The sequence below is a fragment of the Flavobacterium limicola genome (genome assembly GCF_003634755.1).
Lineage (GTDB): Bacteria > Bacteroidota > Bacteroidia > Flavobacteriales > Flavobacteriaceae > Flavobacterium > Flavobacterium limicola.
Genome location: NZ_RBXA01000003.1, coordinates 84,009 through 97,205, shown reverse-complemented (window position 1 = coordinate 97,205; position 13,197 = coordinate 84,009). Strand labels below are relative to the sequence as shown.

The window sequence follows — 13,197 nt, the reverse complement described above, 5'->3', positions numbered from 1 at the left end:
ATTCGATAAATGCGTTAATAATTATGATTCCAAATCAATTTTATTGGAAAAATTACTTACCTAATATCTATTTAATTAAATCCTGTCAGAATAAAAGTTACGATTTTGTTTTGACAGGATTTTCTGTTTTTAAATAAAAAAATAGGTTCTAAAAAAAATTATAGTATTAGAATTAACCAATATTTTATATCTTTCAATATGTTTTAAAATTACATATTGCATTAAAAATCAAATAGATATTAAGCCTTAATTTAAAAAAATAAACAGCAAAAATATTTTTCATGTCAAAAAACAAAATCTTAATCCTATTTTCCCATCCGCTTTTTGAGAAATCACATGCGAATAAAGCCTTGGTGAAAAATATTCCCAGTTCAGAAAACATAACTTTTCATGATTTATATGAGGAATATCCCGATTTTGATATTGATGTAAAAAAAGAGCAAGCGTTGTTAAGTCAGCACGATATTATCATTTGGCATCATCCCATGTATTGGTATAGCTGTCCGCCATTGATGAAACAATGGATTGACATGGTTCTGGAACACAACTGGGCTTATGGCAAAAAAGGGACTATGTTGCAGCATAAAATTATTTTTCAGGTTATTACAACTGGTGGCGACAAAGAAAATTATTGCGAAACAGGCAGTGACAGATACACTGTTCTTGAATTATTAGAACCATTTAATCAAACGGCAAAAGTTTGTAATATGACTTATTTACCTCCTTTTGTAGTTCATGGTACACACAACATGACTAAGGAAGATTATGAAAAAAACGGATTGGTTTACGGTTATTTTCTGGACTATTTAGAAAATAATGATTTAGATACCGATGAAATTTTGCAATACTATTATTTGAACGAATGGTTTGCTACAATACTAACATAAGATGGATACCAATTTTTTATTACAAGCAATCATTTATTTAACAGCAGCGGTGATTTGTGTCCCAATTGCTAAAAAATTAGGGTTAAGTTCTATTTTGGGCTATTTATTAGCCGGAATCGTAATTGGTCCTTATGTACTTGGATTTATTGGTCAAGAAGGTCAGGACATCATGCATTTTGCTGAATTTGGAGTTGTGATGATGTTATTTTTGATTGGCTTAGAACTGGAACCCAGCAAGTTTTGGAAAATGCGGAAATTTATTATTGGAATGGGTTCGGCACAATTAATTGGAACAACGCTCATACTCTTTTTGGGATGCCTATTTTTTATGGACTGGAAATGGGAAACTACATTGGCTATTTCATTGGCATTGGCATTATCCTCTACAGCTATTGTTTTACAAACTTTGAAGGAGAAAGGATTGTCAAACACCTCTGTTGGACGTTCTTCATTTGCGGTTTTACTTTTTCAGGATATTGCGGTAATCCCAATTTTAGCTTTTTTACCGCTTCTGTCAACAGTAAATCTGGAGACGACAAATGATGCGCCACAATCCTTAATTACGGAATTTCCAAGCTGGTTACAAACATTAATTGTACTCGGAATAATATCTACAATCTATTTTGCAGGTCGTTATGTTTTTGTACCGTTATTACACATCATTGCAAAAACAAGGTTGCAAGAATTGTTTACAGCATCAGCATTATTACTAGTTGTAGGCGTTTCTTATGCCATGCAATTAGTCGGTTTAAGTCCTGCGCTTGGGGCTTTCATGGCAGGTGTCGTATTAGCGAATTCTGAATTTCGCCATGAGTTAGAAGGCGATATTGCACCGTTCAAAGGGTTGCTCTTGGGATTGTTTTTCCTTGGCGTAGGCGCATCGATAAATTTCCAATTAATTATTGAAAATCCACTTTTTATTTTTGCTTTTGGAGCAATACTGACTCTTGTAAAATTTGGAGTTTTATTTGTAATCAGCAGATTTCATAAAAAAAACATCGATCAAAATTTATTGTTTGCTTTTGGCTTAAGCCAAGCGGGAGAATTTGGCTTTGTAATTATGAGTTTTTGCATGCAGTTGAATATTGTTCCTAGCATGTTAGCCAATCAAATAATGGCAGTAATTGCAATGAGTATGGTGGCAACTCCTTTTTTACTGTTGATAAATGAGCGGTTAATTTATCCGAATTCAAGGTATAAAGAAAAAACAACCGAAACTAAAAAGGATAATGATTTTATAGACGAAGACAACCCTGTTATTATTGCTGGTTTTGGTCATTTTGGAAGTACAGTTGGACGTTTGTTGCGAGCTAATAAAGTGAAAGCAACCATTTTGGATTATGATTCTGATCGAATTGATTTATTGCGAAAAATGGGTTTCAAAGTGTATTATGGTGATGCAACACGACTGGAATTATTGAAAGCCGCAGGTTGTGAGAATGCTAAAATTTTCGTTGCTGCTATAGATAATCCTACGGTAAATTTACAAGTGATTGAAACTTTGAAAAAGCATTTTCCGAATTTAAAAATACTAACTCGTGCCCGAAATAGAAACGATGCGTATGAATTAATCGATCATAAAGTGCAACATATCTATCGGGAAACATTGTATAGTGCCGTAAACATGGGCGTTGATGCATTGGTAGAATTAGGTCACAGAAAATATTCGGCTACCAGACAAGGTCAGCAGTTTATAAAATATGATGAAATTACCACCCGAAAATTAGCCGAAAAACGTCATGATAAAATGGCGTATATGATTACCATAAAAGAAGAAATTGAATTACAGGAACAGCTTTTAAAAACTGATATCTATTCGCAAGTTGCGGCAACGAACCACAGTTGGGACAGCGAACATTTGAAAAACAACTTAGCTGACACTTCCGAATAACGATTTTCAGATACAAGAAAAAGGCATAATTAAAACCGCTAACGGAATTGATTATGCCTTTTTTATTGTTTTAAAAAACTAAAAACTATCTTGAATAATTTGGAGCTTCTTTCGTAATTGTTACATTATGAGGGTGACTTTCATTGATTCCGCTGGCAGTTATACGAACAAAACGACCGGTTTCCTGCAACGTTGGAACATCTTTTGAACCACAATATCCCATTCCGGCACGAAGACCACCAATGAATTGTTGCATACTTTCGTTCAACTCTCCTTTGTAAGGAACACGACCTACAATTCCTTCCGGAACTAGTTTTTTCACATCATCTTCAACATCTTGAAAATAACGATCTTTTGAACCTTCCTGCATCGCTTCAACAGAACCCATTCCACGGTAGGATTTGAATTTTCTACCTTCGAAAATGATAGTTTCACCTGGAGACTCCATTGTTCCTGCTAATAATGAACCTAGCATCACACAGTCAGCACCGGCAGCAATTGCTTTCGGGATATCACCCGTGTAGCGAATTCCACCATCAGCGATAACTGGAACTCCAGTTCCTTTAATCGCCGCAGCCACTTCAAGAACAGCAGAAAACTGAGGAAAACCGACACCTGCAACAATACGAGTAGTACAAATAGAACCTGGACCAATTCCTACTTTCACACCATCTGCTCCATTTTCAACTAAAAACTTAGCTGCTTCAGGAGTTGCAATATTACCTACGATAACATCTATTTGTGGAAATTTACTTTTTACTTCTTTCAACACATTCACAACACCTTGCGTATGCCCGTGAGCGGTATCAATAATAATGGCATCAACACCGGCTTTCACTAATGCTTCTGCTCTTTGAACTGCGTCACCTGTTACACCAATCGCTGCAGCAACGCGCAAACGACCATAAACATCTTTATTAGCAATTGGTTTTTGGGTTAATTTAGTGATGTCTCTAAAAGTGATTAATCCAACCAACTCATATTTATCATTTACAACAGGTAATTTTTCAATTTTATGACCTTGCAAAACTACTTCTGCTTGTTCCAGAGAAGTACCTTCAGCAACAGTAACCAAGTTTTCACTGGTCATTACCTCAACAATAGGTCTTGAACTATTTTTTTCGAAACGTAAATCTCTATTGGTAACGATTCCTTTTAATATTTGATTTTCATCTACAATTGGAATACCTCCAATACCAAATTCTTTCATTGCGTTTTTAGCATCGGCAACTGTCGAAGTTAATGGCAAAGTAACCGGATCGATAATCATTCCAGACTCTGCACGTTTTACTTTTCTAACTTTCGCAGCTTGTTGCTCGATAGTCATATTTTTATGCAAAACGCCTATTCCTCCTTCTTGAGCCATAGCAATTGCCATAGCACTTTCGGTTACGGTATCCATAGCAGCGGATACAATAGGAACATTTAGCGTTATATTTCTTGAAAATTTGGATTGAATACTCACTTCGCGAGGAAGCACATTTGAGTAGTTGGGAACTAATAGAACATCATCGTAAGTTAATCCTTCACCGATAATCTTAGAGTTGTGTGCGATCATTGCAATTGTAGTTGGAGTTTAATTGCGTGCAAATATAGATAATTTTAAGCAAAAAATCGCTATCATTTTCCAATAAATAATTAAATTGCAGTTCAAAGTCAATTCTTTGGTTCTAAATTACCCCTTGCTTTCCAACCCAGAAAATCCGTTTAATTTATTTTGCTATGACAGAAACTCAACAAGAATTAAAAGGACTTTCAAATGAGGCAGTTTTACTTTCGAGAACAAATTTTGGTTCGAATGCTATCGTGAATCAGGATAAAAATCAGTTCTTGAAATCCCTTTTTGAAATGGTAAAAGAACCTATGTTTCTCCTCTTACTCACCGCAACCAGTATTTATTTTATTACAGGAGATTACGGAAACGGAATTTTCATGAGTGCAGCAATTATATTGGTTTCCACAATTTCACTGTATCAGGAATCCAAAAGCAGAACGGCAATTGAAGCTTTAAAAAAACTGTCACAACCCAAAAGCAAAGTCATCCGCAATGGAGAAATTACCGAAATTCCAAGCGAGGAAATTGTCATAGGTGACCTCATACAAACAGAAGAAGGAACTTTTATTCCTGCCGATGGTGTTATTCTTCAATCCAATGATTTTGCAGTAAATGAATCTATTCTTACCGGAGAATCGATGGCAGTATTTAAAAATGAAACTGCCGAAAATAACACCGTATTTCTTGGAACCATTGTAACTGGTGGTTTGGCAATTTGCGAAGTAACTGCTATTGGTAACAAAACCCAATTGGGTAAAATCGGTAAAAGTCTGGAGGCAATCGTTGAAGAAAAAACCCCGTTGCAAATCCAAATGGGGAATTTTGTCAAAAAAATGTCGCTTGTTGGCTTGGTGATTTTTGTTTTTGTATGGGTTATCAATTATTACAATTCAAATAATGTTTTAGATAGCCTGTTGAAAGCGCTTACTTTGGCCATGAGCATCATTCCTGAGGAAATTCCGGTAGCATTCACCACCTTTATGGCACTAGGCTCCTGGCGTTTAATGAAAATGGGAATCATTGTAAAACAGACAAAAACGGTCGAAACCTTAGGAAGCGCAAACGTAATTTGTACGGATAAAACGGGAACAATCACTGAGAACAAAATGAGTCTGGCGCAATGGTACACGTTATCTGATGATACTATTAAAGGAAGCAACAGTGATGAAACTAATAATAATAATAATAATAGTGACATCGAATTATTGAGTCTGGCCATGTGGGCCAGCGAACCCATTCCGTTTGATGCGATGGAAATTGCATTGCACGAAGCATATTCGAAGCTAAAAATAACAGATGAACGCCCTAATTTTAAATTAGTTCACGAATATCCATTGGATGGAAAGCCACCGATGATGACCCATGTTTTCGAAAATAAAAATGGAACGAGATATATTGCTGCCAAAGGGGCTCCCGAAGCATTGATTGCCACTTCATATGTAACCGAAAACGAAAAAAAACAAATTCTATCTGCAATGACAAAAATGGCTTTGCAAGGATATCGCGTATTGGGTGTTGGTTTAGCTGAATTTTCAGGTACTGATTATCCTAAAAAGCAACAAGAATTTTCTTTTGCATTTAAAGGATTGGTTGCGTTTTACGATCCTCCAAAAGCGAATATCAAAGCAGTATTCGAAACTTTTTATAAAGCTGGAATTCAAGTCAAAATTGTAACGGGCGATAATGCTGAAACAACCGCCACAATTGCCAAACAAATTGGCTTCAGAAATGCGGATAAAACGCTAAATGGAGATGAATTAATGGCCATGGACGATGCTACACTTCGAGAAAAAGTAATGGAAACGTCCATTTTTACAAGAATGTTTCCCGAGGCCAAACTCAAAATTATAAAAGCACTCAAAGACAACAATCAAATTGTAGCCATGACGGGTGACGGTGTTAATGACGGACCTGCTTTAAAATCAGCGCACATTGGAATTGCCATGGGAAAAAAGGGAACCGAAATTGCCAAAGAAGCCGCCAATCTAATTCTAATTGACGATGATTTTTCTAAAATGATTGACGCCATTGCCATGGGCAGAAAAATATACAACAATCTAAAAAAAGCCATCCAGTACATCATTTCCATCCACATTCCAATCATCATGATTGTCTTTATTCCTTTGGCATTGGGATGGATTTACCCCAATATTTTTTCCCCGGTTCATGTCATCTTTTTGGAAATTATTATGGGACCAACCTGTTCTATAATTTATGAAAATGAACCTATGGAACGCAATTTAATGCTGTTACAACCAAGACCTTTTACCAATACTTTTTTCAAACTTAAGGAAGTTACGATCAGTATCATTCAAGGACTTGTAATTACTGCGGGACTTTTGTTTGTCTATCAATATTGTGTAGCTACAGGTTGTTCCGAAAGCGCAACTAGAACAGTAGTTTTTCTGACGTTAATTTCGTCTAACATTTTTCTGACGCTGACGAATCGTTCTTTTTATTACTCGATATTTACAACATTAAAATACAAAAACAATTTGGTCTTAATGATCATCAGCGTAACCATTCTAATTACAGCTTCCTTGTTGTTTGTACCATTATTTGCTGCTTTTTTCCAGTTCGAAAGGGTTTCGGGATTCCAAATAGGATTAAGTATTTTAGTGGGTCTTGTTTCGGTGCTTTGGATCGAAATTTACAAAGGATTTAAACGAAGAAAAGTCCAATTTTAATCTCTGAAATTTATTTTTTAGTATTCTTAAAAATAACATTCAGTCCCAGTTGAAAAGAAAGACTATTTGCCTTGGTAACATCGCTATATTCTAAAAGATTATCGGCAAGAACATAGAAATTCACAGGTCCAAAATGACTGGACAATCCCAATCCTATGTTCTTATATGAATACGAATCTAGTGTGTACGTCGCTTTCATTTGTAAAGCCTTGAATATTTTTCTTCGGTAATACGTGGTAAAAGCAACTAATGGCGTTCGTGGCGTAGACATCACAAATAACTGGGCGCCAACCGCACTTTTATAAGTCGTTTCCGGGTCATAATTAAGACAATTACAATCTTCCGGTCTTTCTTCATTAAAAGAATATTGAACCGAAGTATTGAACTTTGATGGACGCCAAGTTGTGTAATCCGCATATAACGTGTCCAAAGGAATAGCATCTTTAAATTCTTGATATCCACCTCCTGCTGAATTTCCCGAGCTGAAATTTGGAACCACACCTTCGTATTTATACGTTCCTTTAAAAGTTAAACTTTCCACTTCTTTGCTGTGTTTAATAAATCCTACATCAATAACACTGGCGGTAAGCTGTATGTTTTTCTTTGGATAATAGGTAAAACCGGCATCAAATCCCAAACCTAAATTACCACCTAAAAGGGCTCTTTTGGTAATATCTTTGGCCACATTTGGCTCATAATCTTCATCATCATATGGAGCAATTCCAGATGTATTCAGCTGTAATTGTGAATAAATCATCTGTTCATAAACTCCTGTATCTGAAGGAATCGTATAAATATAACCGGAGTTATTTGTAGAATTAGCATTGTAAATACTGGAATAAATTTTTCCACGGACTCCTAAAATAATCTTTTCGGTGATGTTTTTATGAAATCCAAGGTGAAATACGGATAGCATTTCTGCTTTGACACTCAAATCGCCCAAATTAAAGACTTTACCCAAATAGTCTCTGTTTCCATCCAAAGCTAAAATGGCAATGTCTTTAGGAACATAACTCAGCATATCGAATTCCTGATACATTCCAAACGAAATATAGGAATCACTTTCCTCTCCTGCTATTTTAAAACCTCCGTTAAAAATTTCTATTTGTTCGTTTATTGCTACTTTATCTTTTCGGGTGGTAGAAAATACCACATTGCGTAATTTCACATTAAAATCGACTCCATTATCCGCAAATAAATCATACGCCGAAAAACCGCTTGAACCTACATTGGCAGAAATCCCAGACAATAAAGGAACTCCAGCGTACCAATTGTACTTGAAATCTGCACCCGGATTTGTCATCAAAGACTGAGGAACTGAAGTAAAATTATATAAAATTTGTTTGTTTTGTGAAAAGCAATCTATCGCCAGGAATAGAACAAAAATCAGGATTATTTTTCTCATTCTACTACTAAATAAGCGGTTACACCTGAACGCAATTTTAATCTACCTGAACTATTCTCATTCAATGGAGCACCCGGCAACATCGTCAGTGTAAAAACAATTTTTGTAGTTCTTTTTAATAAGTCAAGTTGGGCATTTTCGAATATTTCAGTCTTGGTCACTTTATTTTCTGCGCCCGCGTATTCCGGGACAGTAAAATTAGTAGCATGAACCCGTTGATTATTATTGTCTAAAAATACTAAATCTACTGAATAAGCTCTATTTATGGTGTTTTCCATTTCAAAGAAAAACTCTACTTTTTTCAAATTATCTCTAAAAAAATCATCATTGAACACATCAACGGTTGGCGTGTCAAAAATGACACTTTGCTCTACTCCATCAGTAACAAATCCATTTGCTGGAACATCAAAATACGCTAAATTAGCGACAAAAACAGGCTCCAGTTTTAAATCATTCGCCTGATCATAATCTAAATCACTTGCACATGAAAAAGAAAATAATAGAAGAATTAATAGGCCTACAACTCTATTTAAAGCAGGTAGTTTCATGATTTTATAAATTAAAAGTAATTTTAGTGGATATTATACTCAACGCATCAATACTAAACTTAGTATCAACAATGTAATGAGTTCAATTGTATTTTCATTTATCTAATTTCTAATGGAACTCCCCAAACAACATTGAAGCCTCATTGTAAGCGCTTTCGAAACTCATTGGACTCATATTTGTAAATTCCTTTTGCGCCGTAAAATAGGACAATAATTTCTCCGTAGGCATGTTACCCGTAAGATCATCTGTAGCCATTGGACAACCACCAAAACCTTGAATAGCACCATCGTATCGACGGCATCCTGCTTTGTAAGCAGCATCAATTTTCTCAAACCATTTATCAGGTGTGGTATGAAGGTGCGCCCCAAATTCTATTTCGGGATATTTTGGAATCAAATTCGAAAACAAATACGAGATTACATCAGGAGTCGAACTTCCCACCGTATCCGAAAGTGAGAGGATCTTCACTCCCATAATGGCCAATTTTTCAGTCCACTCTCCTACTATTTCAACGCTCCAAGGATCGCCGTATGGATTTCCAAAACCCATTGATAAATACGCCACCACTTCTTTGTTGCTTTTAGCTGCAATTTCCAGAATTTCCTGTAAAGTGATTAATGATTCGGCTATGGTTTTGTGGGTATTCCGCATTTGGAAATTCTCAGAAATCGAAAATGGAAAACCTAAATATCGTATTTCAGGATGAACTGCTGCCAGAGTTGCCCCTTGTGTATTAGCAATAATCGCTAAGAGTTTGCTTCGGGTTTGAGACAAATCAAGTCGTGCCAAAACTTCGGCTGTATCCTGCATTTGCGGGATTGCTTTGGGCGAAACAAAACTCCCAAAATCAATACTATCAAAACCTACACGCAATAATGATTGAATGTAAGCAACTTTTCTTTCCGTAGGAATAAATGGTTTAATACCTTGCATAGCATCGCGTGGACATTCTATAATTTTTATTGGCTCCATAGGAAGCCAAAGATACTAAAACTTGTAAAGTTGCAAAATTTCTAACTTACTAAATTTTAAAAAACAACAATAATCTCTTGATAAAAATACCTTGTTTTGACAAGAAATGGTTAATTTTTTTAAGAACTGAATTACTTTTTTGAAACCATTTGAAAACCAATAATAATGTAAACTGATAAATGAATTAGAAACAACAATAAATCGAATCATATTGATTTCATAACCATTGCTTATTATTTACATCTAGTAACTAAAAAAGCCCGGAATCTAAAATTGATTTCGGGCTTTTACAAATTTTTTACAGGAACTATTCGATAGGCAAAATAAGTTCTGAAGTTATGGCTTCTAAAACCTCAAAAGCAGTTTCTGCCATCTTATTTCCTTTAGTATCCAATAATGGATTTACTTCTACAAATTCAATGCAAACCACTTTTTTAGTTTGGATAATTTGATTGATAATCGCTATGATTTCATATTGATCAAAACCTTTTGGAACTGGTGTTCCTGTCCCATAGGAAATCATATCGCAATCCATGGAATCCACATCAAAAGAAATATACAAAACTTCACAATGCGTGAGTTTTGATAAAGCTTCAGCGACACAAGTTTGCAATCCTCTATAACGCACTTCATCAACTTTATAATTCTTGATATGCAATTTTTCAATTTGCTTGTCTTCCTCTTCCTCGGTATCACGAACTCCAAAATAAATCAGATTTTCGGCTAAAACTTTAGGTCCGTTATAGCCAATATTTTTCATGCCCTCCCAATGTTGCTGTGTTTCAGCAGGGACTTCGTTATTCTGACAACTCAAATTATCATCGCCAAGCGCTGCAGACAATGGCATTCCGTGAATATTTCCAGATGGCGAAGTGTAAGGCGAATGCAAATCAGCATGTGCATCAATCCAAAACACACCAATATTTTGCTCTGGATATGCTGCTTTTATACCACTTAAAGTTCCTAATGCCGAAGAATGATCTCCCGACAATACTATTGGAAAATAATTCCCCTCTATATTTTTCTTAACTGCATTACAAACTCGGTTGCATTGCTCCACAACGTGCTCAATCCTTTTAGCAGAAGAACTTCGATTTTTATCATATATGGATTCGTTATGCGTTTTTACATCTTCAAACTCAAATTGATTAAAATAATCGCTGTTTTTATTAATTGCAGCAATTTCGATAGCATCAATTCCTAAGTCTGATCCTCTTGTTCCAGCCCCAATATCGGATCTGTTCTTTATTAATTTTATTGTTTTTCCCATTATCTGAAATCGTTTAATGCTCTCTCGATAATAGCCAAACATTCGTGTATTTGAGATTCCGTAATTACTAATGGCGGCGCAAATCGAATTTTATTTCCGTGTGTTGGTTTTGCCAATAATCCATAATCTCTGAATTTCATACAAATATCCCAAGCCAAATCAGATTCTTCATCACTGTTGACAACTATGGCGTTCAATAATCCTTTTCCTCTCACCAAGGTAATTAATGGATTTCTAGATGCAATGGCATTCAGTCCCGTTCTTAAAACTTCACCTAAGTAAGCTGCATTTTGCGCCAAATTTTCTTCTTTTACCACTTCAAGCGCAGCTATTGCAACTGCAGCCGCTATTGGATTTCCGCCAAAAGTAGAGCCGTGTTGTCCTGGTTTAATCACATTCATAATGTGATCATTCGCTAAAACTGCCGAAACAGGATATACACCACCAGAAATTGCTTTCCCTAGGATTAAGATATCTGGTTTTACTTCAGGATTGTTTTCACATCCTTTTTTACAATCGCAATTTCCACAAGTTGCTAATAATCTTCCGGTTCTGGCGATTCCTGTTTGTACTTCATCTGCAATAAATAAAACATTATGTGCTTCACAAAGTGCTTTGGCTTTTGCTAAATATCCTTCACTCGGAACATAAACTCCTGCTTCACCTTGAATAGGTTCCACTAAAAATCCAGCAATATTTTTGGTTGATTTTAAAACGTTTTCCAATGCTTCGACATCATCGTATGGAATTTTAATAAATCCAGCTGTGAATGGTCCGAAGCTTTTACGGGCAGTTTCATCATTGGAAAATGAAATGATTGTTGTAGTTCTTCCGTGAAAATTGTTTTCACAAACGATAATTTGTGCTTGATTTTCAGGAATTCCTTTAACCTCATACGCCCACTTTCTGCATAATTTCAAAGCAGTCTCAACAGCTTCTGCACCAGTATTCATTGGCAACACTTTATCAAAATCAAAATACTTGGTCACATATTCCTCAAAAGGTCCTAATTGATCATTGTGAAAAGCACGTGACGTCAACGTCAATGTTTGTGCTTGTTTAATCATAGCGCCTACAATTTTTGGATGACAATGTCCTTGATTTACAGCTGAATATGCCGATAAAAAATCATAATATTTTTTTCCGTCCACATCCCATACATAAACGCCCTCACCTCTTTCTAAAACTACAGGTAAAGGATGGTAATTGTGTGCACCATATTGATTCTCTTTTGCTATCAACGCTTCAGATTTTGAAGAAAGGTTTTGTTCTGTATGTGTCATGATGTTTCAGATTTACTGTTTAAAAAAACAAAATTACTATTTTTTTTTAATTTACCAATAAAAATAAATATTTTGACTTTTAAAAAGTGTTTATTTAAAAATATTTATCTAATTTAGGTTAAAAATAAGTCATTTTTAAATTTACAATTCAATTTACAGATGAATTTAAAAATAAATAAAAATAAGTACTTTTAGACAAACAGAAAAAGCATAATCATACAATTAAACAAATATGGAAATACTGGACGAATTCGATATTAATATTATTAAAGAATTAGAGAAAGACGGAAGAATGGCCTATTCAGCCATTGCTGCCAACTTAAAAATATCAAACACCATGGTGCATCAACGCATCAACAGATTAATGGAACAAGGAATACTTACTGGAATAAAACCTGTAATCAATGAAAAAAAGGTAGGATATGATTGGGGATCTTTTACAGGAATTACGCTGAATAAAGACCAGGATTCAGATAGGATTATTGAAGAACTGAAAAAAATACCGGAAATAACCGAGTGTTATTACATTACCGGATCGTTTACCCTTTACATAAAAATTATTGCCAAAGACCACGAACACATGCGTAAAGTTCTTTATGAAAAAATTGATACTATTCCCGGCATTGCCAAAACGGATTCAATAATTGAATTGGGTTGTGCTTTCAAAAGAAATGTAAGTCTCTAACATAATATTCCAT

General features: G+C 35.2%; 10 protein-coding genes. 4 read left to right on the top strand and 6 right to left on the bottom strand.

The features are described from left to right. Window positions 1-281: 281 nt before the first annotated feature. Window positions 282-887 (top strand): NAD(P)H-dependent oxidoreductase, encoded by a 606-nt coding sequence (locus BC952_RS10450; RefSeq protein WP_121365618.1) that lies wholly within the window; start codon window positions 282-284, stop codon window positions 885-887. Window position 888: 1 nt separating this feature from the next. Further along, the gene (locus BC952_RS10445) at window positions 889-2,778 is read left to right on the top strand and encodes a monovalent cation:proton antiporter-2 (CPA2) family protein (RefSeq protein ID WP_121365617.1); all 1,890 of its coding nucleotides are present in this window, start codon (window positions 889-891) and stop codon (window positions 2,776-2,778) included. 85 nt (window positions 2,779-2,863) lie between these two features. Here BC952_RS10445 and guaB read toward each other — a convergent pair whose 3' ends face one another. After that, window positions 2,864-4,336 carry an IMP dehydrogenase gene (gene guaB / locus BC952_RS10440; protein ID WP_121365616.1) on the bottom strand — a complete coding sequence of 491 codons (1,473 nt, stop codon included), beginning with the start codon at window positions 4,334-4,336 and terminating at the stop codon, window positions 2,864-2,866. Between the two features lie 164 nt (window positions 4,337-4,500). Between guaB and BC952_RS10435 the strand changes: the two genes are divergently transcribed. Then, a complete protein-coding gene (locus tag BC952_RS10435) occupies window positions 4,501-7,020 on the top strand; it encodes a cation-translocating P-type ATPase (protein ID WP_121365615.1) in 2,520 nt (839 codons plus the stop codon). A gap of 10 nt (window positions 7,021-7,030) precedes the next feature. Here BC952_RS10435 and BC952_RS10430 read toward each other — a convergent pair whose 3' ends face one another. The 5 genes from BC952_RS10430 to rocD all read right to left on the bottom strand — a co-directional run bounded on the left by BC952_RS10430 (window position 7,031) and on the right by rocD (window position 12,499). Next, complete coding sequence (locus tag BC952_RS10430; RefSeq protein WP_121365614.1) at window positions 7,031-8,425, bottom strand: DUF5723 family protein; 1,395 nt, start codon at window positions 8,423-8,425, stop codon at window positions 7,031-7,033. Further along, window positions 8,422-8,973 carry a hypothetical protein gene (locus BC952_RS10425; protein WP_121365613.1) on the bottom strand — a complete coding sequence of 184 codons (552 nt, stop codon included), beginning with the start codon at window positions 8,971-8,973 and terminating at the stop codon, window positions 8,422-8,424. The genes BC952_RS10430 and BC952_RS10425 overlap by 4 nt, the downstream gene beginning before the upstream one ends. A gap of 109 nt (window positions 8,974-9,082) precedes the next feature. Further along, window positions 9,083-9,946: a hydroxymethylglutaryl-CoA lyase gene (locus tag BC952_RS10420; protein WP_121365612.1), complete on the bottom strand. Its 864-nt coding sequence runs from the start codon at window positions 9,944-9,946 to the stop codon at window positions 9,083-9,085. Window positions 9,947-10,253: 307 nt separating this feature from the next. Next, entirely contained in the window at window positions 10,254-11,216 is a 963-nt protein-coding gene (locus BC952_RS10415) for an arginase (RefSeq protein ID WP_121365611.1), read from the bottom strand. After that, entirely contained in the window at window positions 11,216-12,499 is a 1,284-nt protein-coding gene (gene rocD / locus BC952_RS10410; RefSeq protein WP_121365610.1) for an ornithine--oxo-acid transaminase, read from the bottom strand. The genes BC952_RS10415 and rocD overlap by 1 nt, the downstream gene beginning before the upstream one ends. Window positions 12,500-12,731: 232 nt before the next feature. Here rocD and BC952_RS10405 point away from each other — a divergent pair, with 232 nt between their 5' ends. Next, a complete protein-coding gene (locus BC952_RS10405; protein ID WP_121365609.1) occupies window positions 12,732-13,184 on the top strand; it encodes an Lrp/AsnC family transcriptional regulator in 453 nt (150 codons plus the stop codon). Window positions 13,185-13,197 lie beyond the last annotated feature (13 nt).